Here is a 21,200-nt window from a genome sequence, read left to right on the forward strand (position 1 = left end):
ATCTGGTCAGGGGTCTTGTAGATCGACTTCCGGAACACCGTGGTGGATGCGTCGGTGCGTCAGACGGCCGGAACGATGATGCCGCGAGCGGCGAGGGCCGCGTCGATCCGCGCAGTGACGTCGTCGACCTCGCCGAGACCGTCGACTGCCACGACGAGCCCCCGGGCCGTGAAGACCTCGATCAGCGGCGCGGTCTCGTGTGCGTAGAGGTCGAGCCGGTGGCGGATGACCTCCTCCGTATCGTCGGTGCGACCCTGCTCGGCGGCACGCTTGAGGAGTCGTGAGACGACCTCTTCCGTGTCGGCCTGCAGCTGCACGACGGCGTCGAGGCTCGCGTCGTTCTCAGCGAGCAGAGCGTCGAGCGCGACGACCTGGTCGGTGGTCCGCGGGTACCCGTCGAGCAGGAAGCCCTCGACGGCGTCGGGCTGGTGGAGCCGGTCGCGGACGATCTCGTTCGTCAAGGAGTCGGGGACGTACCCGCCCTCGCTCACGATCGCCTGGACCTGCTTCCCGAGCGCCGTACCCTCCTTGATGTTCGCGCGGAAGATGTCGCCCGTCGAGATCGCGGGGATGTCGAAGCGCTCCGCGAGGAAGGCCGCCTGGGTGCCCTTGCCGGATCCCGGAGGACCGACGATGAGCAGACGGGGCTTGCCGGCCGCCGCGCTCAACGCAGGAGCCCTTCGTAGTGGCGCTGCTGGAGTTGCGAGTCGATCTGCTTGACCGTCTCGAGTCCGACACCCACGATGATGAGGATCGAGGCCCCACCGAACGGGAAGTTCGCGTTCGCACCGACCAGGGCCAGCGCGATGAGCGGCAGGAGGGCGATCAACCCCAGGTAGATCGATCCGGGCAGGGTCACGCGGGTCAGCACGTAGTCGAGGTACTCGGCCGTCGGGCGTCCGGCACGGATGCCGGGGATGAACCCGCCGTACTTCTTCATGTTGTCGGCGACCTCTTCAGGGTTGAAGGTGATCGCGACGTAGAAGTAGGTGAAGCCGACGATGAGCAGGAAGTACATGAGCATGTACAGCGGGTGGTCACCCTTGGTGAGGTACTGCTGGATCCACAGGACCCAGGGCGCCGGAGTGCCGGTCGTCGGCTGGTTGAACTGCGCGATGAGGGCCGGCAGGTACAGGATCGACGACGCGAAGATGACGGGCACCACACCGGCCATGTTGACCTTGATGGGGATGTAGGTGTTGTTGCCGCCGTACGTCCGGCGTCCGACCATGCGCTTCGCGTACTGCACGGGGATGCGACGTTGCGACTGCTCGACGAAGACGACGAGTCCGACGATCACGAGGCCGACGGCGAGCACGAGGAGGAAGACCTCCGGGCCCTTCGCGGTCCAGATGGCGGCCAGCGAGCCCGGGAACGTGGCTGCGATCGAGGTGAAGATGAGGAGCGACATGCCGTTGCCGACGCCGCGCTCGGTGACGAGCTCGGCCATCCACATGACGAGGCCGGTGCCCGCGGTCATGGTGACGACCATGAGGAGCATGCCATACCAGGTGCCGCCCTGGGCGGTGATGAGGTCGGCGCAGACGCCGCCCTGGTTGCCGAACAGTGCACCGCTCTTGGCGACCGTGATGAGCGTCGTCGACTGGAGGATGCCGAGGAAGATCGTGAGGTACCGCGTGTACTGCGTCAGCTTGCCCTGGCCGGCCTGGCCTTCTTTGTGCAGCGTCTCGAAGTGCGGGATGACCACGCGGAGGAGCTGGACGATGATCGACGCGGTGATGTAGGGCATGATGCCCAGCGCGAAGATGGAGAGTTGGAGGAGCGCGCCACCACTGAAGAGGTTGACGAGCTCGTAGAGGCCTGATGCGCCGGCGGCCTGCTGGTTCGCGAGGCACTGCTGCACGTTCGGGAAGTTCACGAACGGAGCGGGGATGAAGGACCCCAGCCGGTAGATGGCGATGATCCCGAGTGTGAACCCGATCTTGCGACGAAGATCCGGGGTCCGGAAGATCCGGCCGATGGCGCTGAACAAAAGGGGCCTCCTGTGAGATGTTGCGGGGTCGGCCCGGGTGACCGGCATGATGCCGGCCACCCGAGTGAGCTCCTGTGCGGAGCCGGCCGAGGGCTACTTGACGCTGCCCCCGGCTGCCACGATCTTCTGCTCAGCTGAGCCGGAGACCTTGTCAACCGCGACATTCAGCTTAACCGAGATGTCACCGTTTCCGAGAACCTTGACCTTCTCGTTCTTCCGGACGGCACCCTTGGCGACGAGGTCCACCGTGGTGACGTCGCCACCCTTCGGGTACAGCTCGGCGAGCTTCTCCAGGTTCACGACCTGGTACTCGACGCGGAAGGGGTTCTTGAAGCCACGGAGCTTCGGGGTGCGCATGTGCAGCGGCATCTGCCCACCCTCGAAGCCGACCTTGACGTTGTAACGCGCCTTCGTACCCTTGGTGCCGCGACCGGCGGTCTTACCCTTGGACGCCTCACCACGGCCGACGCGCATCCGGGACTTCTTGGCACCGGCGGCGGGACGGAGGTGGTGCACCTTCAGGACCTGCTCGCGCTTCTCAGAGGGCTCGTCCTTCGCGGGCTTCTTGGCTGCGGTGGCCTTGGGGGCCGCCTTCGCCTTGGGCTCGGCCTTCGCGGCAGCCGTCTTCGGAGCTGCCTTGGCAGCGGCCTTGGGGGCCTTCTCCTCAGTGGTTTCGTTCTTCTCAGCCATTAGTCGATCTCCTCAACCTGTACGAGGTGAGCAACAGTGTTCACGTAGCCGCGGTTCTGCGCGTTGTCCGGACGGACGACGACAGCACCGATGCGACGGAGACCCAGGCTGCGAAGCGTGTCGCGCTGGTTCTGCTTCTCACTAATTCTGCCCTTGATCTGGGTGATCCTCAGCTGGGCCATCAGGCACCTACCTTCGCAGCAGCGGCCGCCTGAACGGCCTCTGCCTCTGCACGGAGCAGGCGGGCCGGAGCGACCTGGTCGAACTCGAGACCACGACGGGCTGCGACGGCACGAGGTTCCTCGAGCTGCTTCAGCGCCGTGACGGTCGCGTGGACGATGTTGATCGTGTTGGACGAACCGAGCGACTTGCTCAGCACGTCGTGGATGCCGGCGCACTCGAGGACGGCGCGGACGGGACCACCGGCGATGACACCGGTACCAGCGGCGGCGGGGCGCAGGAGCACCACACCGGCTGCTGCCTCACCCTGGGTGGGGTGCGGGATGGTCGAGCCGACGCGCGGGACGCGGAAGAAGTTCTTCTTCGCCTCTTCGACGCCCTTCGCGATCGCGAGCGGGACTTCGCGGGCCTTGCCGTAGCCGACGCCGACCATGCCGTTGCCGTCACCGACGACCACGAGGGCGGTGAAGCTGAAGCGACGACCACCCTTCACGACCTTCGAGACACGGTTGATGGTCACGACGCGCTCCAGGAACTGGCTCTTGTCGCTGTCGCGGCTACCGCGGTCGCGGTTGGGGTTGCGCTCACGGCCTCCGCGGCGCGCCTCGCGCGGCTCGCGGTCGCCGGTGGGCGCCGTCGATGCCGCGGTCTCGACCGGGGCCTCGGCCACGGTCGCCACAGGCTCTTGCTGCTGCTTGTTGTCTTCGCTCACAGGTTCAATCCGCCCTCTCGAGCACCATCGGCAATTGCTGCCACGCGACCTGCGTAGCGGTTGCCTCCACGGTCAAATACGACATCGTCGATGCCGGCTGCCTTGGCACGCTCGGCGATGAGTTCGCCGACCTTGCGCGACTTGGCGGTCTTGTCGCCGTCGAACGTCCGGAGGGTGTCCTCCATGGTCGAGGCGGAGACGAGGGTGTGACCCTTCGTGTCATCGACAACCTGCACGAACACGTGACGGGCTGAACGGTTGACGACGAGGCGCGGACGGACCGCGGTGCCCTCGACCTTCTTGCGCAGACGCGTGTGGCGACGGCCACGTGCGGCAGTCTTCGTTGGACGAGCCATGGTTACTTACCAGCCTTTCCGGCCTTGCGACGCACGATCTCGCCGGCGTAGCGCACACCCTTGCCCTTGTACGGCTCGGGCTTGCGGATCTTACGGATGTTGGCGGCGACCTCGCCGACGGCCTGCTTGTCGATACCGGCGACCGTGAGCTTGTTGTTGCCCTCGACGGTCAGCGTGATGCCGACCGGCGGCTCGACGGTGACGGGGTGCGAGAAGCCGAGCGCGAACTCGACGGCGCTGCCCTTCTGAGCGACGCGGTAACCGGTACCGACGACCTCGAGGCCCTTGGTGTAGCCCTGGGTGACGCCGATGATCTGGTTCGCGATGAGCGTGCGGGTCAGGCCGTGGAGCGAGCGCGAGTTGCGCTCGTCGTCGGGACGCGTGACGAGCAGCTGTGCGTCTTCGAGCTTGACCTCGATGGGGCTCGCGACGGTGAGCTGGAGCTCACCCTTCGGGCCCTTGACGGTGACGTTCTGACCGGCGACGTCGATGGTGACGCCTGCCGGGATGTCGATGGGGAGTCTTCCAATACGAGACATGACTGGCTACCACACGTAGGCGAGGACTTCCCCACCCACGCCCTTCTTCTCGGCCTGGCGGTCCGTGAGGAGGCCGCTGGAGGTGGACAGGATGACGACGCCGAGGCCGCCGAGGACCTTGGGGATCTCGTTCGACTTCGCGTAGACGCGGAGGCCGGGCTTCGAGACGCGCTTGATGCCGGCGATGGAGCGCTCGCGGTTCGGGCCGAACTTGAGGCTCAGTGAGAGCGTCTGTCCGACGGCCGCGTCAGCGACCTCCCAGCCGGAGATGTAGCCCTCGGACTTGAGGATCTCGGCGATGTTCACCTTGAGCTTGGAGTGCGGCATCGACACGGTGTCGTGGTGCGCCGAGTTCGCATTGCGCAGTCTGGTCAGCATGTCTGCGACCGGATCTGTCATGGTCATATCGAGTGTTTCCTTTGTTCACCAGGTTTCGACATCCTGTGCAAGGGTGCCGACCTGTGGTGGTTGAACCGTTCTGGGCAGGAGTGCCCCGAACGGGCGGAAGCCCGGTCCTCGACATACACCGAGGACCGGGCAGAAGCTCAGCCTACTTGGACTCAGCCGCCTTGAACGGGAAGCCGAGCGCCTTGAGCAGCGCGCGACCCTCGTCGTCGTTCTTGGCCGTGGTCACGACGGTGATGTCGAAGCCGCGGACACGATCGATCTTGTCCTGGTCGATCTCGTGGAACATGGACTGCTCCTGGAGACCGAAGGTGTAGTTGCCGTTGCCGTCGAACTGCTTGTCCGAGAGACCGCGGAAGTCGCGGATACGCGGAAGAGCGAGGCTCAGCAGGCGGTCGAGGAACTCCCACGCGCGGTCGCCACGAAGCGTGACGTGAGCGCCGATGGGCTGACCCTCGCGCAGCTTGAACTGCGCGATGGACTTGCGTGCCTTGGTGACCTGCGGCTTCTGGCCGGTGATCTTGGTGAGGTCCGAAACAGCGCCGTCGATGACCTTGCTGTCGCGAGCGGCCTCGCCCACACCGGTGTTGACGACGACCTTCACGAGTCCGGGCACCTGGTGCACGTTCGTGAAGCCGAAGTCCTTCTGCAGCTGCGGAAGGATCTCAGCGCGGTACTTCTGCTTGAGACGGGGCTGGATTTTGCCAGTCGCCACTTCTGTGTCGGTCATTACAGGTCCTTACCTGACTTCTTGGCGTAACGAACGCGGACCGTCTTGGTGACGCCGTCTTTCGTGACTTCCTCGTTGCGGTGGCCGACCTTGGTCGGTCCCTTGGTCTCCGGGTCGACGAGCGCGACGTTGGAGATGTGGATCGAAGCCTCGACGGTCTCGATGCCGCCGGTCTTCGTTCCACGCTGGGTCTGGCCGACACGGGAGTGCTTCGTGACGTAGTTGACGCCCTCCACGATCACCCGGTTCTTGTCCGCCAGGACCTCGATGACGCGACCCTGCTTGCCGCGGTAACCACCGCGGTCCTGCTTCGGGCCGGAGACGACCTGAACCAGGTCGCCCTTCTTGATCTTTGCCATGACTTAGATAACCTCCGGCGCCAACGAGACGATCTTCATGAACTTCTTGTCACGAAGCTCGCGACCGACCGGTCCGAAGATGCGGGTACCACGGGGGTCCCCGTCAGCCTTCAGGATGACAGCGGCGTTCTCGTCGAACTTGATGTACGAACCGTCGGAACGACGGGTCTGCTTGCGGGTGCGGACGATGACCGCCTTGACGACGTCGCCCTTCTTGACGTTGCCACCGGGGATCGCGTCCTTGACGGTCGCGACGATGGTGTCACCGAGGCCCGCGTAGCGGCGGCCGGAGCCACCGAGCACGCGAATGGTCAGGAGCTCCTTGGCGCCGGTGTTGTCGGCGACCTTGACTCGTGATTCTTGCTGAAGCATTGTTCGCTTTCCTCTCAGTAAGCCGCGAGGCCTACTTGGCCTTCTCGAGAATCTCGACCAGACGCCAGCGCTTGGTGGCGCTGGTGGGGCGGGTCTCGCTGATCAGGACGAGGTCGCCGATGCCGGCGGAGTTCGCCTCGTCGTGAGCCTTGACCTTGGAGGTGCGGCGGATGACCTTGCCGTAGAGCGGGTGCTTCACGCGGTCCTCGACCTCGACGACGATGGTCTTCTCCATCTTGTCGCTGGTCACCAGACCACGGCGGGTCTTGCGGTAGCCACGAGCAGCGGCGTCCTTGACGTCGTGCTCGGCCGACTCGTGACCCTCGGGGGCCTTGTCAGTAGCGGTAGCCATGTCTAGGCCTCCTTCGTGGTCTCGGCGTCGGCTGCAGCGGTGTCCTCGGACTTCGGTGCGGCCTTGGCCTTCTTGGTCTTCTTCTCGGCCTTGGCCTCGACGACCTCGACGGTCGGCGTGGCCCGGATGCCGAGCTCGCGCTCACGGATGACCGTGTAGATGCGAGCGATGTCGCGCTTCACGGCGCGCAGGCGGCCGTGGTTCTCGAGCTGCCCCGTGGCCGACTGGAAGCGCAGGTTGAACAGCTCTTCCTTGGCCTTGCGGAGCTCCTCGATGAGGCGCTGGTCTTCAAAGGTGTCGAGCTCGACGGGGGTGAGCTCCTTGGATCCGATCGCCATTATGCGTCGCCCTCCTCGCGCTTGATGATGCGTGCCTTGAGGGGCAGCTTGTGGATTGCACGGGTCAGCGCCTCGCGGGCCAGGGTCTCATCGACTCCGGCGACCTCGAACAGCACACGACCCGGCTTGACGTTCGCGACCCACCACTCGGGCGAACCCTTACCGGAACCCATGCGGGTTTCGGCGGGCTTCTTGGTCAGCGGACGGTCGGGGTAGATGTTGATCCACACCTTTCCGCCACGCTTGATGTGACGCGTCATGGCGATACGAGCGGACTCGATCTGACGGTTGGTCACGTAAGCGGGCGTCAGGGCCTGGATACCGAACTCACCGAACGACACCTTGGTGCCACCGGTCGCCTGGCCGGAACGGCCGGGGTGGTGCTGCTTCCGGTGCTTGACTTTGCGTGGGATCAACATGGTTATGCCTCAACTCCTGCGGCGGCGGGCGCCTCGGCAGCTGCCTTGGGGGCGCTGCTCGGACCGGCGTTCCGACGGGGGCGGTCGCCACCGTCGCGACGTTCCGGACGCGTCGACTTCTGGTTGGCCTGCTCGCGAGCAAGCTCCTTGTTGGTGATGTCGCCCTTGTAGATCCAGACCTTCACGCCGATACGGCCGAACGTGGTCTTCGCCTCGTAGAAGCCGTAGTCGATGTTCGCGCGGAGGGTGTGCAGCGGCACACGGCCTTCGCGGTAGAACTCGGAACGGCTCATCTCGGCGCCGCCGAGGCGGCCGGACACCTGGATGCGGACACCCTTGACGGTGGACGTGCGCTGAGCGCCCTGCAGGCCCTTACGCATCGCGCGGCGGAATGCCACACGTGCGGAGAGCTGCTCGGCGATGCCCTGCGCGACGAGCTGAGCGTCGGCCTCGGGGTTCTTGACCTCGAGGATGTTCAGCTGGATCTGCTTCTTCGTGAGCTTCTCGAGGTCGGCGCGGATGCGCTCGGCCTCGGCGCCACGGCGACCGATCACGATGCCCGGACGGGCGGTGTGGATGTCGACGCGGACGCGGTCACGGGTGCGCTCGATCTCGATGCGGCTGACACCAGCGCGGTCGAGCGAGGTCGCCAGCAGACGGCGGATCTTGACGTCTTCCGCGACGAAGTCGCTGTAACGCTGACCCTTCTTCGTGCTGTCGGAGAACCAACGCGACACGTGGTCGGTCGTGATTCCCAGACGGAAGCCGTATGGATTGACTTTCTGACCCATTACTTGCTCACCTTCTTGGCCTTGGCAGCGCCGGCAGTCTCATCAGGCGTCGAGAGCTCGACGGTGATGTGGCTGGTGCGCTTGAGGATGCGGAACGCGCGGCCCTGTGCGCGGGGACGGAAACGCTTGAGGGTTGCACCCTCGTCGACGTACGCCTTCGCGATGTACAGGTCCTGCTCGTCAAGGAACACGTTGTCCTTGTCGGCCGTGACGCGAGCGTTCGCGATGGCCGAGGCAACGAGCTTGTAGATGGGCTCGCTGGCGCTCTGTGGTGCGAACTTCAGGATGGCCAAGGCCTCCTGAGCCTGCTTGCCACGGATGAGCGCGACGACACGACGGGCCTTCTGGGGGGTGACGCGGATGTGTCGCACGCGGGCGATCGACTCCACCATTTCTCTTCCTCCTTCACGTCACCGCGTTAGCGGCGACGGCCCTTCTTGTCGTCCTTCACGTGTCCACGGAAGGTGCGGGTGGGCGCGAACTCGCCGAGCTTGTGCCCGACCATCGTCTCGGTGACGAACACCGGGATGTGCTTGCGACCGTCGTGGACGGCGATGGTGTGACCCAGCATCGCCGGGATGATCATCGATCGACGCGACCAGGTCTTGATCACGTTCTTGTTGTTGGCCTCGTTCGCCGTGACGACCTTGCGGAGCAGGTGGTCGTCGACGAAGGGGCCCTTCTTGAGACTGCGTGGCATCTTCTCTTACTCCTACTTACGCTTCTTGCCGGCGGTACGACGACGAACGATGAGCTTGTCGCTTTCCTTGTTGGGGTGGCGCGTGCGGCCTTCCTTCTGGCCCCACGGGCTGACCGGGTGACGTCCACCGGAGGTCTTGCCCTCACCACCACCGTGCGGGTGGTCGATCGGGTTCATCGCGACACCACGGACGGTCGGGCGGACGCCCAGCCAGCGCTTACGGCCGGCCTTACCCCAGTTGATGTTCGACTGCTCGGCGTTGCCGACCTCACCGATGGTGGCGCGGCAGCGCAGGTCGACGTTGCGGATCTCACCGGACGGCAGACGGAGCTGCGCGTACGGGCCGTCCTTCGCGACGAGACGCACCGACGCACCCGCGGAGCGGGCCATCTTCGCGCCGCCGCCGGGACGGAGCTCGATCGCGTGGATGACCGTACCGGTGGGGATGTTCTTCAGCGGCAGGTTGTTGCCGGGCTTGATGTCCGCGCCGGCACCCGACTCGACCACGTCGCCCTGGCTGAGCTTGTTCGGAGCCAGGATGTAGCGCTTGGTGCCGTCCACGAAGTGGAGCAGCGCGATACGCGCGGTGCGGTTGGGGTCGTACTCGATGTGAGCGACCTTGGCGTTGACGCCGTCCTTGTCGTTGCGACGGAAGTCGATCAGACGGTACTGGCGCTTGTGGCCACCGCCGATGTGACGCGTCGTGATGCGGCCCTGGTTGTTGCGACCACCGGACTTCGACAACGGACGAAGCAGCGACTTCTCCGGCGTGGTGCGGGTGATCTCCGCGAAGTCCGCGACAGACGAACCGCGACGACCAGGAGTCGTGGGCTTGTACTTACGAATAGCCATTTCTTATTCCTCTTCGTTCCCGGCCGTCTTAGCCAACAGCCGTGAAGATGTCGATGGAACCCGACTTGAGCGACACGATGGCGCGCTTGGTGTCCTTGCGCTTGCCGGTGCCGAACTTGGTGCGACGGGTCTTGCCCTGACGGGTGAGGGTGTTGATCGAAGCGACCTCGACACCGAAGATCTTCTCGATGGCGAGCTTGATCTCGGTTTTGTTCGAGCGCGGGTCGACGAGGAAGGTGTACTTACCTTCGTCGATCAGGCTGTAGCTCTTCTCGGAGACGACCGGCGCGAAGATGACGTCGCGGGGGTCCTTGTTGATCGCGGTCATGCCGAGACCTCCTCGGTTGCGGCCGTGTTGCCGGTCTTGCTGGCGACGAATGCCTCGAAGGCGGCCTTGGTGAAGACGATGTCGTCGGAGACGAGCACGTCGTATGCGTTCAGCTGGTCGTACGACAGCACGTGCACGTTCTGCAGGTTGCGGACGCTGCGGAGGCTGAGCTCGTCGTCGCGCTGGAGGACGATCAGGACGTGCTTCGAGGAAGCGACGTTCGTCAGGTACTCGGACACGGCCTTCGTCGACGGCTTCTCACCGATCGAGAGGGAGTCGACGACGTGCAGGCGGCTGCCGCGTGCGCGGTCGGAGAGGGCGCCGAGGAGAGCCGCGGCGATCATCTTCTTGGGGGTGCGCTGTGCGTAGTTGCGGGGCACTGGACCGTGGACGATGCCACCGCCGGTCATCTGAGGTGCACGGATGGAGCCCTGACGAGCGTTACCCGTACCCTTCTGCTTGAACGGCTTGCGGCCGGCACCGGATACTTCGCCGCGGCGCTTGGTCTTGTGCGTCCCCTGGCGGGCGGCAGCGAGCTGCGCGACGACCACCTGGTGGATGAGCGGGATGTTGGTCTGAACGTCGAACACCTCGGCAGGAAGGTCGACGGTGCCGGCCTTCTTGAGCTTGGTGTCGAGCACGTCGAGAGTAGCGATAGCCATGGAACTACGCTCCCTTCACTGCGGTGCGGACGAATACGATACGGCCACGAGCGCCGGGAACGGCACCCTTGACGAGCAGCAGGCCCTTCTCGGCGTCGATGGCGTGAACCCGGAGGTTCAGCACGGTGACGCGCTCGCCACCCATACGACCGGCCATGCGCATGCCCTTGAAGACACGGCTCGGGGTCGAGGAGGCGCCGATGGAGCCCGGCTTGCGGTGGTTGCGGTGAGCACCGTGAGATGCGCCCATGCCCTTGAAGTTGTGACGCTTCATGACACCGGCGAAACCCTTACCCTTCGAAGTGCCGACGACGTCGACCTTCTGGCCGGCCTCGAAGACACCGTCGACGGTGAGCTCCTGGCCGAGCGAGTACTCGGATGCGTCGGCGGTGCGGACCTCGGTGAGGTGGCGACGCGGCGTCACGCCGGCCTTGTCGAAGTGACCCGCGTCAGGCTTGCTGACCTTGCGGGGATCGATCTGGCCGTACGCGATCTGCACGGCGTCGTAGCCGTCGACCTCGGGGGTGCGAACCTGCGTGACCACGTTGGGCGTGATCTCGATGACGGTGACGGGGACGAGCTTGTTGTTCTCGTCCCACACCTGGGTCATGCCGAGCTTGGTGCCGAGCAGACCCTTGCTGGTCTTCGTGTTAGACATGTCTTCCTTCCGTCTCTACCGAGCTCAGAGCTTGATCTCGATGTTGACGTCCGCCGGCAGGTCGAGACGCATGAGCGAGTCGACGGCCTTCGGGGTCGGGTCGATGATGTCGATCAGACGCTTGTGGGTGCGCATTTCGAAGTGCTCCCGGCTGTCCTTGTACTTGTGCGGCGAACGGATCACGCAGACCACGTTCTTCTCCGTCGGAAGCGGCACCGGGCCGACGACGGTTGCGCCTGCACGGGTGACCGTGTCGACGATCTTGCGCGCCGAAGTATCGATGACCTCATGGTCATACGACTTCAGTCGGATGCGGATCTTCTGTCCCGCCATGTGTGACTCACTCTCTGTCTCGCGTCATGCGGATCGCTCCGTATTGGACGCATATCGTGCGCTTTGCAACGTTCGGTTGCTCCACGCCATTGGCACTACTGGTGTCGCACCACTGTTCTGCTGTCAACGACCACTCGTGTCTTGCAACCCTCGTGGTCATCCACCGGGTTCCACCCCGACTCGTGGTCGGCGCTGGGCGTAGCACTGCTACGACCTGGATTGCGATGAAGTGATTGGTGTTCTGCTACCCGCGGCCTAGGCTCGATCCCTGTCGCGTTGCCGCGTCTGGGAGCTCCTATGCACTACCTGGCAGTGATCCGCCGGAGCGCGCACAGGCACGCTCGTCCGAAGTACTGAACTGGACTAGTTTGCCACGGATCCACCATGCGTGCAACCCGGGCGTGTCGCGGGCGGCGGATGGTCAGGATCCGCCCAGTCTCGGGCGTCGTGAGCACGAGGCGCCGCTGCTCAGCAGGGCTCGACGACGTTGTCGACCTCGACCGGACGCACCCCCGGAGTGCCCAGGAACCGCACGGCGTCGACCGTCGCGCCGGACACGTCCGCATCGACGTCGAGCGTCACCGTCGCGCCCGGCGCGATCGTCACCACCATGTAGGCCACCGGGCGTCCGTCGTCCGATCCGGCCGTGTACGGGGCCTCGGTGCCGTCCACGCGAACCGAGCGGATGTCGGCACCGTCGGGCGCGTAGGCCATGACCCGCAGGCGCATCCAACCACGAGGGAGCCCCTCACGCTCGTGGAACCCCGCGATGTAGTCGAACGCCTCCGTGTCGAGCTCCGACTCCGTGTCGATCGTGTTCGAGAGTTCCGACGCGACCATCACCGTGCGCGTCCCGTCGACGTCGCACGAGCCCGCACGGACACGGACCTGCTGTCGGAGGTAGTACTCGAGCTTGGAGCCGACCGCGTCCGAGAGGTACAGACCGAACGGCACCGAACGGGACGAACGCTCGGGCAGGCCGCCGCCGACCCCGGCGAGCACCAACGCCCGTTCCTCGACACGGTCGGGACTCCAGGCGAGCAGACGCCGCTCGTCGACCGCCTGCACCCAGCCGCCGATCGCCCGGGGGACCGACATGGACCCCGCCTGCAGCTGCGAGGTGAGCGCCTGGACGACGGCCGTGAAGGTGGCGTCCTGCGCCCGGTTCGCCTCGTCGCTGAGACCGGGATGATCCCGGTACACGCCGTTCAGGAGTCCGTCGGCCACCGTGTCGCTCGACAGCTCCGTACCGTCGGCGAGGACCACGGGGCCGGTCGCTCGCAACAGGTGGGACAACGCGACCGGGTCGACGGCGAGCACCAGATCGGGCGTGACGCCCTGACTCTCCTGCCACAGCCGCGAGGCCGCCTGCGCACCGTAGGGGAAGTCCGGCCTCGCCGTCACCTCATGGATGGAGGTGCCCGCGGTAGCGTATCCCTCGGTCCGGTAGAGCGCGTCGGCATCGGCCGGGAGGGGCACCACCGGATCGGCGTGCGACACGAAGTCCGCGCCGCCGAGGGTCCTCGTCACGCTGAGCACCCCATCCTCGATGTGCACGAGCACCGAAGCTCCCGCGATGCCCCCGAGGGCTCGGCTCTCCGCCGAGTTCTGGAACAGGACGACCACGTCTCGCGGCCCGTCCTCCCCCAGGAACACGGGCAGCGCGCGAAGCACCGGTGCGAGCCGAGCAGCGAGCGGTGACGCCTCGCGCAGCGGACCGTTGAGCCCGACCAGCGCCGACGCCACCTGCGGGAGGAGCACCGAGTGGTCGAGGCGGTCGAGGCGCGCCACCTGCTCCTCGAGCCGCTCCAGCGCACGCGCCGAGGTGCGGGCAATGCTCCCCACCCGCGCCGTGTCCAGTCGACCGTCGACCGCCAGTCCGTCGAGGGACAGGCCGAGGACCGGCTCGACGACCTGGTCGACGACGACGTGCGCCGCCTCGACGGCCGTGCGCACCGCCTCGAAGTTGGCCCCGGAGACGGGCACGCGTTCCGCGAGCCACCAGTCAGGCCGCTGCGTCGACGCCAGTGCCCGCTCGACCGCATCGCCGGCACGCTGCACGCCGTCGGGATCGATCGCGTCGGTGCCGACGCCATCGACGCCCGCTCGGATCGCCTCGATCTCAGGCAGGACCGAAGCGAGCTCGTCCCGGACGGACATGGCCTCCACCGCCGCCGACACGGTGGCTCCGGCGATGCCGAGCAGCATGGACAGGACGAAGACGCCCGGGATCAGGACACGTGGGCGCGACAGACGACGCGGACGGATGGACGAACGGGACACGGTCACCTCGGGCGGCTCGATACAGAATGGGTCGCCCGATATCTTACATATGAGTCGCGGGGCGCTGATCGGCCGACAGCACGCACGACGAAGGGCCCGGAGCGGAATGCTCCGGGCCCTTCGTGTGGAACCGTGTCGACCCTGAGGTCGATCAGGGGTTCGCGTCAGCGGATGCTTACGCGAGCACCTTGGTGACGGTGCCGGCGCCGACGGTGCGGCCACCCTCACGGATGGCGTAACCGAGGCCGACCTCCATGGCGATGGGCTGGATCAGCTCAACGGTCATGTCGGTGGTGTCGCCGGGCATGACCATCTCGGTGCCCTCGGGCAGGGTGATGACGCCGGTGACGTCGGTGGTGCGGAAGTAGAACTGCGGACGGTAGTTCGCGTAGAACGGGTTGTGACGCCCACCCTCATCCTTGGACAGGATGTACGCGGTGCCCTCGAAGTTCGTGTGCGGCGTGACCGAACCCGGCTTCACGACGACCTGGCCGCGCTCGACGTCTTCACGCTTCGTGCCACGGAGCAGGAGACCACAGTTCTCGCCGGCCCATGCCTCGTCGAGCTGCTTGTGGAACATCTCGATACCCGTGACGATCGTCTTCTGCGTCGGGCGGATGCCGACGATCTCGACCTCGGAGTTGATCGCGAGCGTGCCACGCTCGGCGCGGCCCGTGACGACGGTTCCACGACCGGTGATCGTGAAGACGTCCTCGATCGGCATGAGGAAGGGCTTGTCCTTGTCGCGCACGGGGTCGGGGACGTTGGCGTCCACGGCGTCCATGAGGTCGAGGATGCTCTGCACCCACTTCTCGTCGCCCTCGAGCGCCTTGAGGCCCGAGACGCGGACGACCGGTGCGTCCTCAGCGAAGCCCTGCGAGGCGAGGAGCTCGGAGACCTCGAGCTCGACGAGCTCCAGGATCTCCTCGTCGTCGACCATGTCGGACTTGTTCAGCGCGACGAGCAGGTAGGGCACGCCGACCTGCTTGGCGAGCAGCACGTGCTCACGCGTCTGAGCCATCGGGCCGTCAGTGGCGGCGACGACCAGGATCGCGCCGTCCATCTGCGCAGCACCGGTGATCATGTTCTTGATGTAGTCGGCGTGACCGGGGGCGTCGACGTGCGCGTAGTGGCGCTTCGGGGTCTCGTACTCGACGTGCGAGATGTTGATCGTGATACCACGCTGACGCTCTTCCGGCGCGGAGTCGATCGACGCGAAGTCGCGCTGCACGTTGGTCGCGGACGGGAACTTGTCCGCCAGGACCTTCGAGATCGCCGCGGTGAGCGTGGTCTTGCCGTGGTCGACGTGACCGATCGTACCGATGTTGACGTGCGGCTTGGTCCGCTCGAACTTGGCCTTTGCCACTGTGAGTCCTCCTCAGGACGTTGTGCGGGACGCCGGGCACCATTCGATGCCCGACGCACTGCAGGGATGTGTATTCATGTTACGCGATCCGCCCGGGTGTTCGCACACCCGGCCGGACCGCGGTGAAGAGAGAGTGAGTGACTACTCGCCCTTGTTCTTCTGGATGATCTCGTCGGCGACAGCCTTCGGGACCTCCGCGTAGCTCTCGAACGTCATCGAGTACACGGCACGACCGGAGGTCTTCGACCGGAGGTCGCCGATGTAGCCGAACATCTCGGAGAGCGGCACGTTGGCACGGATGACCTTGACGCCGGTGGCGTCGTCCATGGACTGGATCTGTCCACGGCGCGAGTTGAGGTCTCCGATGACGTCGCCCATGTACTCCTCGGGAGTACGCACCTCGACCGCCATGAGCGGCTCGAGGAGGACGGGGTTGGCACGCGAGTAGGCCTCCTTGAGACCCATCGAGCCGGCGATCTTGAACGCCATCTCCGAGGAGTCGACGTCGTGCGCCGCACCATCGGTGATGATCGCCTTGACACCCACGACCGGGTAGCCGGCGAGGCCACCGACCTGCAGGGCGTCCTGGAAACCGGCGTCGATCGACGGGATGTACTCGCGCGGGATGCGACCACCGGTCACGGCGTTCACGAACTCGTAGGTCGTCTCCGGAGTGACGTCCATCGGCTCCAGATCGAACTGGATCTTCGCGAACTGACCCGAACCACCGGTCTGCTTCTTGTGCGTGTAGCCGTACTTCTCGACCTTGCGCTTGATGGTCTCGCGGTACGCGACCTGCGGCTTGCCGACGTTGGCCTCGACGTTGAACTCGCGCTTCATGCGGTCGACGAGGATGTCGAGGTGGAGCTCGCCCATTCCCTTGATGACCGTCTGGCCGGTCTCGGTGTTCTGCTCGGTGCGGAACGTCGGGTCCTCTTCGGCCAGCTTCTGGATCGCGGTGCCCAGCTTCTCCTGGTCGGCCTTGGTCTTCGGCTCGATCGCGACCTCGATGACGGGCTCCGGGAAGCTCATCGACTCGAGGACGACCTGGTGCTGCGGGTCGGACAGGGTGTCACCGGTGGTGGTGTCCTTCAGGCCGATGACCGCGTAGATGTGACCGGCGGTGACGAAGTCGACCGGGTTCTCCTTGTTGGCGTGCATCTGGAAGATCTTCCCGATGCGCTCCTTCTTGCCCTTGGTCGAGTTGATGATCTGCGCACCGGAGTCGAGACGACCCGAGTAGACGCGGACGTACGTCAGGCGACCGAAGAACGGGTGCACCGCGACCTTGAACGCGAGCGCGGTGAAGGGCTCGGTCGAGTCGGGGTGACGCTCCACGACCTTCTCCTCGTCGCGCGCGTCGTGGGCCTCGATGGCCGGGACGTCGAGCGGGGAGGGGAGGTAGTCGATGACCGCGTCGAGCATCGGCTGGACGCCGCGGTTCTTGAACGCGGAGCCGCAGAGGACCGGGTACATGGTGCTCGTGATGGTGAGGTGACGGATCGCGGCCTTGATCTCCGCGACGGTCAGCTCTTCGCCACCGAAGTACTTCTCCATGAGTGCGTCGTCGGTCTCGGCGACGGCCTCGAGGAGCGCGGTGCGGTACTCGGCCGCCTTCTCCTTGAGGTCTTCCGGGATCTCCTCGATGGCGTACTTGGCGCCCATCTCGACGTCACCCTTGGCGTCTCCGCGCCAGGTCAGCGCACGCATCTCGACGAGGTCGACGACGCCCTCGAAGTTGGACTCGGCACCGATCGGCAGCTGGATGACCAGCGGCTTCGCGCCGAGACGGCTGATGATCGTGTCGACGGTGAAGTAGAAGTCGGCGCCGAGCTTGTCCATCTTGTTGACGAAGCAGATGCGCGGGACGTCGTACTTGTCGGCCTGACGCCAGACGGTCTCGGACTGGGGCTCGACGCCCTCCTTGCCGTCGAACACCGCGACCGCGCCGTCGAGGACGCGGAGCGAACGCTCGACCTCGACCGTGAAGTCGACGTGGCCGGGGGTGTCGATGATGTTGATCTGGTTCTTGTTCCAGAAGCAGGTCGTCGCGGCGGACGTGATGGTGATGCCGCGCTCCTGCTCCTGCGCCATCCAGTCCATCGTCGACGCACCGTCGTGGGTCTCGCCGATCTTGTGGTTGACGCCCGTGTAGAACAGGATGCGCTCGGTGGTGGTGGTCTTGCCGGCATCGATGTGGGCCATGATGCCGATGTTGCGGACCTTGTTCAGGTCGGTGAGCACGTCTTGTGCCACGGGGTCCTCCGGGGATAGGTAGGGGTGAGCTGATTCACTCAGGTGTGCGAGGGCGGACGGATCGTCCGCCCTCGCATCGGGCGGCGACTACCAGCGGTAGTGCGCGAACGCCTTGTTCGACTCGGCCATCTTGTGCGTGTCTTCACGACGCTTGACGGCTGCACCGAGACCGTTCGATGCGTCGAGGATCTCGTTCTGGAGACGCTCGGTCATCGTCTTCTCACGGCGGCCCTTCGCGTAGCTCACGAGCCAGCGCAGGGCGAGGGTGTTGGCGCGGTGAGGCTTGACCTCGACCGGCACCTGGTAGGTGGAACCACCGACGCGGCGCGAACGCACCTCGAGGGTCGGGCGGACGTTGTCGAGCGCCTTCTTGAGCGTGACGACGGCGTCGCCCTGGTTCTTGGCGGTGACGCCTTCGAGTGCGTCGTAGACGATGCGCTCAGCGAGGCCCTTCTTGCCGTCCAGCAGGATCTTGTTGACGAGCTGGCTGACGATGGGGGCGCCGTAGACGGGATCGGCGACGACGGGACGCTTCGGAGCTGGACCCTTGCGAGGCATTACTTCTTCTCCATCTTCGCGCCGTAGCGGCTGCGAGCCTGCTTGCGGTTCTTGACGGCCTGCGTGTCGAGGGCGCCACGGACGATCTTGTAACGGACACCCGGGAGGTCCTTCACACGACCACCACGGACCAGGACCAGCGAGTGCTCCTGGAGGTTGTGGCCCTCACCGGGGATGTACGCGGTGACCTCGGTGCCGTTGCGCAGCTTCACGCGGGCGACCTTGCGCATCGCCGAGTTCGGCTTCTTCGGGGTGGTGGTGTACACGCGGGTGCACACGCCGGCCTGCTGGGGGTTGCTCTTCAGGGCGGGCGCCTTGGTCTTGACGACCTTGGGGCTGCGGCCCTTCCGAACCAACTGCTGAATGGTTGGCACTACTTGCTCCTTGATGATGACTGCACGGTGACAGTGGTACTGCAGCATTCGTGGACCGGTCTCCCGGACCACGAGGTCGTATGGACCCACCGGTGACGCGCGAGTGCACGTCACTGAGGTGGTGGGTATGCCGTGGGGGCGATCTGCAACCGGGACCAGCCCGGCGGGGATCAACCCGATGGTGCAAGACTGCTGTCCGCTCCCCCGAGCCAGGCTCCGGAGAACGTGGACAGCACGAGAGCGCACGACAGCGCGCACACCCAACCAAGACTAGCCCGCGGAGGGCCTGTGGTCAAACGACGACGACCCCCGGGAGCAGTGCTCCCAGGGGTCGTACAGCTGTCGGTCTAGGGGAAGGGGACGAACGTCGCGCCCTCGTCGGTGAAGCCCTCGACCGTGCCGCCGACGATGAAGTCGACCGGGTTGATGCTGTAGCCCGGGCCGGTCTGGCCGGTGGCCGGGTCGGTCAGCGTGCACGTCATCGACATGCGCCCGACGGTCTCGGAGTCGACGGCCCAGCCGCCGCCCGAGAACTCGCCGACCGTGAAGGTCGGGCGCGTGTCGAACTTCCAGGTCACGCCGGACGGCGTGAAGCCGGTGTCGTTGCGGATCTCGAAGGGGCACCCCTCGGGGGCGAGCTCCGTCGCGGCGCCGCAGCCGTCGATGTACGCGTTGACGGCCTCCTCGACGGCGGTCGTCCCGGCGTCGGTGAGGGCGACGGCGAGCGTCGCGGGTTCCGCGGCCTGACCGAAGCCCACGGCCGTCGTGGTGGTCGCCTCGGCGGTGTACCAGTCGCTCTCGCTGAGGGCGACGTCGTAGGTGCCGGGGAGTGCACGCAGCTGGTACGACCCCTCGGCGATCGGCTCGACGTCGGTGAGGTCGACACCGCCGACCGTCGCCACCGCGTCCTCAGGGGCGACCACGTCGACCTGGACCGTGCTGAGTTCCGGAGCCTCGAGCTTCCACTTGTCGAAGAGCACGGCGTCCTTGCCGACCTTGGTGAGCGTGAACTCCTGGTCGACGCTCTCGCCACCCTGGGTGAGGCGGGCTTGGACGGTCGCGGTGTTCCCGTTGGTCGTGGTCTTCCCGATCGTGTAGCCGGAGACCTTGCCGGACGCGGCCTTGTACGCGTCGTCCGTCAGGAGCACGTCGGCCGCCGACACCTCGGTGCCGGAGAGCTTGAGCGCCTGTTCGGCGTCACCCGACTTGAGGGCGTCGAGGTAGCTCTCGACCGTCACCTGCGGGGCGTGGAGCGCGTTGCCGACGGTGACACCGACGACGCCACCCACGATGATGAGGAGGAGGGCGCTGCCGCCGGCGATGATGCCGGTGAGCCCCTTCTTCGAGAGCTTCTTCTTCGGCGGCTGCTGGCCGCCGCCATACCCGCCGGCGCCCTGCGCGTAGGGCGCCTGGCCGTACTGCTCGGTGGGCTGCTGACCGTACTGTCCCGTGGGCTGCTGGCCGTACTGACCGGTGCCCTGCTGACCGAACTGCTCGGTCGGCTGCTGGCCGTACTGCGCCGTCTGACCGTACTGACCGGTCTGCTGGCTGTACTGGTCGGACTGCTGGCCGTACTGGCCCGTCTGCTGGCTGTGCTGGCCGGACGACTGCTCACCGTACTGGCCGGACTGCTGCCCGTACTGCCCGGACGGCTGGGTCGGCGACTGTCCGTACGGCGACTGCTGTCCGTACTGGCCCGCCTGCTGCTGGCCCGAACCCGACTGCTGCGGGCCGTTGCCCTGCCATCCCTGCTGCGGGTCGGGCTGGGCGGGCGGTCGCTGCCACTGGGGCTGCTGCGGGTTCTGATCTCCGGGATCGGTCATGGTGTTGCGCCCCCAATGAGCATGGATCGTGCTGATGACAAGTGCTCGAAAGTATAGTGACGGGTGTCGGACAGCACGATGGGGAGATCTCCCCTCCTGCGTCCGGGTGAGCCCCGACGACTACCAGGGCGAGGTGGGGGAATCGAGCTCGAGCGCGAGGTCGTCGAGGAGTGCGGCGACCTGCGGTTCGACGTACCGTTCGACGGCGTCGTGGATGGCGAGCCGGTGCCCGACGAGGAGTTCGCAGATGCGGCGCCCGGTCTCGTTCGCGCACTGGTCGGCGAGGGCGATCTCGGTGCGCAGCGCCTCCTTCGCGTCGTCGGACAACGGCGGGGGTGGTGGAACGGTCCTCGCCTGGGACTCGCCGAGCTCCGCGAGGGTGAAGAGGTAGGGCTGCTCCGGATCCGGATCGGGGTCGAGCTGCAGGCCGTCGAACTCCGGGTCGAGCCCCTCCCCCGGACGGTAGGAGCGCTGCGCCTCGCGCAGGTCGGCAGCGCGGAGTTCGGCACGAAGGACGGGGAGGTTCCGCTCGGTGTACTCCGCCACCGCGTGGTCGACGAGGGCCTTCATCCGGGTGGCGAGGCCGTGCTGCACCTGGTGCGGCACGTCGTCGACGAGGCCTGCTGCGCGGAGGATCGGGGATCCGATGCACCGGCGGCAGATCCGGGTGCGTCCACGGTGTGCGGCGGGGTGCCAGCGCGGCAACCACCGGAGCCAGGCGTCGACGGCCTGGCTCACACTGGTCTCGAGCGAGCGCTCCATACTCACCGA

General features: G+C 66.1%; 29 protein-coding genes. All 29 read right to left on the minus strand.

Annotated features, from left to right (window positions below):
• Window positions 1-59: 59 nt before the first annotated feature.
• Window positions 60-668, minus strand: a complete 609-nt coding sequence (locus tag AC4PMY_RS04175; protein ID WP_064296690.1) for an adenylate kinase — start codon at window positions 666-668, stop codon at window positions 60-62.
• The gene (secY, locus tag AC4PMY_RS04180) at window positions 665-1,993 is read right to left on the minus strand and encodes a preprotein translocase subunit SecY (RefSeq protein WP_064296691.1); all 1,329 of its coding nucleotides are present in this window, start codon (window positions 1,991-1,993) and stop codon (window positions 665-667) included. Before secY ends, AC4PMY_RS04175 begins: the two co-directional genes overlap by 4 nt.
• Before the next feature lie 93 nt (window positions 1,994-2,086).
• Complete coding sequence (rplO, locus tag AC4PMY_RS04185; RefSeq protein ID WP_491622073.1) at window positions 2,087-2,683, minus strand: 50S ribosomal protein L15; 597 nt, start codon at window positions 2,681-2,683, stop codon at window positions 2,087-2,089.
• Window positions 2,683-2,865, minus strand: coding sequence for a 50S ribosomal protein L30 (gene rpmD / locus AC4PMY_RS04190; RefSeq protein ID WP_079001710.1), 183 nt, complete (start codon window positions 2,863-2,865; stop codon window positions 2,683-2,685). Before rpmD ends, rplO begins: the two co-directional genes overlap by 1 nt.
• Complete coding sequence (gene rpsE / locus AC4PMY_RS04195) at window positions 2,865-3,533, minus strand: 30S ribosomal protein S5 (protein ID WP_229939737.1); 669 nt, start codon at window positions 3,531-3,533, stop codon at window positions 2,865-2,867. Before rpsE ends, rpmD begins: the two co-directional genes overlap by 1 nt.
• 38 nt (window positions 3,534-3,571) lie before the next feature.
• Complete coding sequence (rplR, locus tag AC4PMY_RS04200) at window positions 3,572-3,931, minus strand: 50S ribosomal protein L18 (protein ID WP_064296693.1); 360 nt, start codon at window positions 3,929-3,931, stop codon at window positions 3,572-3,574.
• Between the two features lie 2 nt (window positions 3,932-3,933).
• A complete protein-coding gene (gene rplF, locus AC4PMY_RS04205) occupies window positions 3,934-4,470 on the minus strand; it encodes a 50S ribosomal protein L6 (RefSeq protein ID WP_064296694.1) in 537 nt (178 codons plus the stop codon).
• Window positions 4,471-4,476: 6 nt separating this feature from the next.
• Window positions 4,477-4,875, minus strand: a complete 399-nt coding sequence (rpsH, locus tag AC4PMY_RS04210; RefSeq protein WP_064296695.1) for a 30S ribosomal protein S8 — start codon at window positions 4,873-4,875, stop codon at window positions 4,477-4,479.
• A gap of 145 nt (window positions 4,876-5,020) precedes the next feature.
• Window positions 5,021-5,605 carry a 50S ribosomal protein L5 gene (rplE, locus tag AC4PMY_RS04215; RefSeq protein WP_056008119.1) on the minus strand — a complete coding sequence of 195 codons (585 nt, stop codon included), beginning with the start codon at window positions 5,603-5,605 and terminating at the stop codon, window positions 5,021-5,023.
• Window positions 5,605-5,964: a 50S ribosomal protein L24 gene (gene rplX / locus AC4PMY_RS04220; RefSeq protein WP_056008121.1), complete on the minus strand. Its 360-nt coding sequence runs from the start codon at window positions 5,962-5,964 to the stop codon at window positions 5,605-5,607. Before rplX ends, rplE begins: the two co-directional genes overlap by 1 nt.
• 3 nt (window positions 5,965-5,967) lie before the next feature.
• Window positions 5,968-6,336, minus strand: a complete 369-nt coding sequence (rplN, locus tag AC4PMY_RS04225) for a 50S ribosomal protein L14 (protein WP_064296696.1) — start codon at window positions 6,334-6,336, stop codon at window positions 5,968-5,970.
• A gap of 31 nt (window positions 6,337-6,367) precedes the next feature.
• Window positions 6,368-6,688, minus strand: a complete 321-nt coding sequence (gene rpsQ, locus AC4PMY_RS04230) for a 30S ribosomal protein S17 (RefSeq protein ID WP_056008125.1) — start codon at window positions 6,686-6,688, stop codon at window positions 6,368-6,370.
• A 2-nt stretch (window positions 6,689-6,690) separates the two neighbouring features.
• The gene (gene rpmC / locus AC4PMY_RS04235; RefSeq protein ID WP_064296697.1) at window positions 6,691-7,026 is read right to left on the minus strand and encodes a 50S ribosomal protein L29; all 336 of its coding nucleotides are present in this window, start codon (window positions 7,024-7,026) and stop codon (window positions 6,691-6,693) included.
• Window positions 7,026-7,445: a 50S ribosomal protein L16 gene (gene rplP, locus AC4PMY_RS04240; protein ID WP_064296698.1), complete on the minus strand. Its 420-nt coding sequence runs from the start codon at window positions 7,443-7,445 to the stop codon at window positions 7,026-7,028. The genes rpmC and rplP overlap by 1 nt, the downstream gene beginning before the upstream one ends.
• 2 nt (window positions 7,446-7,447) lie before the next feature.
• Window positions 7,448-8,236, minus strand: a complete 789-nt coding sequence (gene rpsC, locus AC4PMY_RS04245; protein ID WP_064296699.1) for a 30S ribosomal protein S3 — start codon at window positions 8,234-8,236, stop codon at window positions 7,448-7,450.
• Window positions 8,236-8,628, minus strand: a complete 393-nt coding sequence (gene rplV / locus AC4PMY_RS04250; protein WP_056008137.1) for a 50S ribosomal protein L22 — start codon at window positions 8,626-8,628, stop codon at window positions 8,236-8,238. Before rplV ends, rpsC begins: the two co-directional genes overlap by 1 nt.
• A 26-nt stretch (window positions 8,629-8,654) precedes the next feature.
• The gene (gene rpsS, locus AC4PMY_RS04255) at window positions 8,655-8,936 is read right to left on the minus strand and encodes a 30S ribosomal protein S19 (RefSeq protein ID WP_064296700.1); all 282 of its coding nucleotides are present in this window, start codon (window positions 8,934-8,936) and stop codon (window positions 8,655-8,657) included.
• A 12-nt stretch (window positions 8,937-8,948) separates the two neighbouring features.
• On the minus strand, window positions 8,949-9,788 hold the full coding sequence (rplB, locus tag AC4PMY_RS04260) for a 50S ribosomal protein L2 (protein WP_071259508.1): 840 nt from the start codon (window positions 9,786-9,788) through the stop codon (window positions 8,949-8,951).
• Between the two features lie 28 nt (window positions 9,789-9,816).
• Complete coding sequence (rplW, locus tag AC4PMY_RS04265; protein WP_056008147.1) at window positions 9,817-10,116, minus strand: 50S ribosomal protein L23; 300 nt, start codon at window positions 10,114-10,116, stop codon at window positions 9,817-9,819.
• Window positions 10,113-10,778, minus strand: coding sequence for a 50S ribosomal protein L4 (gene rplD / locus AC4PMY_RS04270; RefSeq protein WP_064296702.1), 666 nt, complete (start codon window positions 10,776-10,778; stop codon window positions 10,113-10,115). The genes rplW and rplD overlap by 4 nt, the downstream gene beginning before the upstream one ends.
• Before the next feature lie 4 nt (window positions 10,779-10,782).
• Window positions 10,783-11,436 (minus strand): 50S ribosomal protein L3, encoded by a 654-nt coding sequence (rplC, locus tag AC4PMY_RS04275; protein ID WP_071259511.1) that lies wholly within the window; start codon window positions 11,434-11,436, stop codon window positions 10,783-10,785.
• Window positions 11,437-11,460: 24 nt separating this feature from the next.
• Window positions 11,461-11,769, minus strand: coding sequence for a 30S ribosomal protein S10 (gene rpsJ, locus AC4PMY_RS04280; RefSeq protein ID WP_005050520.1), 309 nt, complete (start codon window positions 11,767-11,769; stop codon window positions 11,461-11,463).
• Window positions 11,770-12,237: 468 nt separating this feature from the next.
• Window positions 12,238-14,052: a DUF4012 domain-containing protein gene (locus AC4PMY_RS04285; RefSeq protein ID WP_491622074.1), complete on the minus strand. Its 1,815-nt coding sequence runs from the start codon at window positions 14,050-14,052 to the stop codon at window positions 12,238-12,240.
• Between the two features lie 175 nt (window positions 14,053-14,227).
• Entirely contained in the window at window positions 14,228-15,418 is a 1,191-nt protein-coding gene (gene tuf, locus AC4PMY_RS04290; RefSeq protein ID WP_064296705.1) for an elongation factor Tu, read from the minus strand.
• 141 nt (window positions 15,419-15,559) lie between these two features.
• Entirely contained in the window at window positions 15,560-17,674 is a 2,115-nt protein-coding gene (gene fusA / locus AC4PMY_RS04295) for an elongation factor G (protein WP_064296706.1), read from the minus strand.
• Between the two features lie 87 nt (window positions 17,675-17,761).
• Window positions 17,762-18,232: a 30S ribosomal protein S7 gene (gene rpsG / locus AC4PMY_RS04300; RefSeq protein WP_064296707.1), complete on the minus strand. Its 471-nt coding sequence runs from the start codon at window positions 18,230-18,232 to the stop codon at window positions 17,762-17,764.
• Window positions 18,232-18,606 carry a 30S ribosomal protein S12 gene (gene rpsL, locus AC4PMY_RS04305; RefSeq protein WP_056008169.1) on the minus strand — a complete coding sequence of 125 codons (375 nt, stop codon included), beginning with the start codon at window positions 18,604-18,606 and terminating at the stop codon, window positions 18,232-18,234. The genes rpsG and rpsL overlap by 1 nt, the downstream gene beginning before the upstream one ends.
• Before the next feature lie 347 nt (window positions 18,607-18,953).
• Window positions 18,954-20,429: a zinc ribbon domain-containing protein gene (locus tag AC4PMY_RS04310; protein ID WP_064296708.1), complete on the minus strand. Its 1,476-nt coding sequence runs from the start codon at window positions 20,427-20,429 to the stop codon at window positions 18,954-18,956.
• A 120-nt stretch (window positions 20,430-20,549) separates the two neighbouring features.
• Window positions 20,550-21,191, minus strand: a complete 642-nt coding sequence (locus AC4PMY_RS04315; protein ID WP_064296709.1) for a hypothetical protein — start codon at window positions 21,189-21,191, stop codon at window positions 20,550-20,552.
• Between the last annotated feature and the right edge of the window lie 9 nt (window positions 21,192-21,200).

This window comes from Plantibacter sp. MDV22-iso1 (assembly GCF_058408345.1).

Bases quoted from the DNA above. Each gene is read 5' to 3' on its own strand.
- rplP (WP_064296698.1), bottom strand. From the start codon at position 7,445: ATGTTGATCCCACGCAAAGTCAAGCACCGGAAGCAGCACCACCCCGGC.
- rplB (WP_071259508.1), bottom strand. From the start codon at position 9,788: ATGGCTATTCGTAAGTACAAGCCCACGACTCCTGGTCGTCGCGGTTCG.
- rpsQ (WP_056008125.1), bottom strand. From the start codon at position 6,688: ATGGCTACCGCTACTGACAAGGCCCCCGAGGGTCACGAGTCGGCCGAG.
- rplD (WP_064296702.1), bottom strand. From the start codon at position 10,778: ATGGCTATCGCTACTCTCGACGTGCTCGACACCAAGCTCAAGAAGGCC.
- rplR (WP_064296693.1), bottom strand. From the start codon at position 3,931: ATGGCTCGTCCAACGAAGACTGCCGCACGTGGCCGTCGCCACACGCGT.
- rplN (WP_064296696.1), bottom strand. From the start codon at position 6,336: ATGCTTCAGCAAGAATCACGAGTCAAGGTCGCCGACAACACCGGCGCC.
- rplE (WP_056008119.1), bottom strand. From the start codon at position 5,605: ATGACCGACACAGAAGTGGCGACTGGCAAAATCCAGCCCCGTCTCAAG.
- rpmD (WP_079001710.1), bottom strand. From the start codon at position 2,865: ATGGCCCAGCTGAGGATCACCCAGATCAAGGGCAGAATTAGTGAGAAG.
- rpsG (WP_064296707.1), bottom strand. From the start codon at position 18,232: ATGCCTCGCAAGGGTCCAGCTCCGAAGCGTCCCGTCGTCGCCGATCCC.
- AC4PMY_RS04315 (WP_064296709.1), bottom strand. From the start codon at position 21,191: ATGGAGCGCTCGCTCGAGACCAGTGTGAGCCAGGCCGTCGACGCCTGG.
- rpsC (WP_064296699.1), bottom strand. From the start codon at position 8,236: ATGGGTCAGAAAGTCAATCCATACGGCTTCCGTCTGGGAATCACGACC.
- rpsH (WP_064296695.1), bottom strand. From the start codon at position 4,875: ATGACCATGACAGATCCGGTCGCAGACATGCTGACCAGACTGCGCAAT.
- rplF (WP_064296694.1), bottom strand. From the start codon at position 4,470: ATGTCTCGTATTGGAAGACTCCCCATCGACATCCCGGCAGGCGTCACC.
- AC4PMY_RS04310 (WP_064296708.1), bottom strand. From the start codon at position 20,429: ATGACCGATCCCGGAGATCAGAACCCGCAGCAGCCCCAGTGGCAGCGA.
- rplW (WP_056008147.1), bottom strand. From the start codon at position 10,116: ATGACCGCGATCAACAAGGACCCCCGCGACGTCATCTTCGCGCCGGTC.
- rpsS (WP_064296700.1), bottom strand. From the start codon at position 8,936: ATGCCACGCAGTCTCAAGAAGGGCCCCTTCGTCGACGACCACCTGCTC.
- rpmC (WP_064296697.1), bottom strand. From the start codon at position 7,026: ATGGCGATCGGATCCAAGGAGCTCACCCCCGTCGAGCTCGACACCTTT.
- rpsJ (WP_005050520.1), bottom strand. From the start codon at position 11,769: ATGGCGGGACAGAAGATCCGCATCCGACTGAAGTCGTATGACCATGAG.
- rplC (WP_071259511.1), bottom strand. From the start codon at position 11,436: ATGTCTAACACGAAGACCAGCAAGGGTCTGCTCGGCACCAAGCTCGGC.
- rplO (WP_491622073.1), bottom strand. From the start codon at position 2,683: ATGGCTGAGAAGAACGAAACCACTGAGGAGAAGGCCCCCAAGGCCGCT.
- rplX (WP_056008121.1), bottom strand. From the start codon at position 5,964: ATGGCAAAGATCAAGAAGGGCGACCTGGTTCAGGTCGTCTCCGGCCCG.
- rplV (WP_056008137.1), bottom strand. From the start codon at position 8,628: ATGGTGGAGTCGATCGCCCGCGTGCGACACATCCGCGTCACCCCCCAG.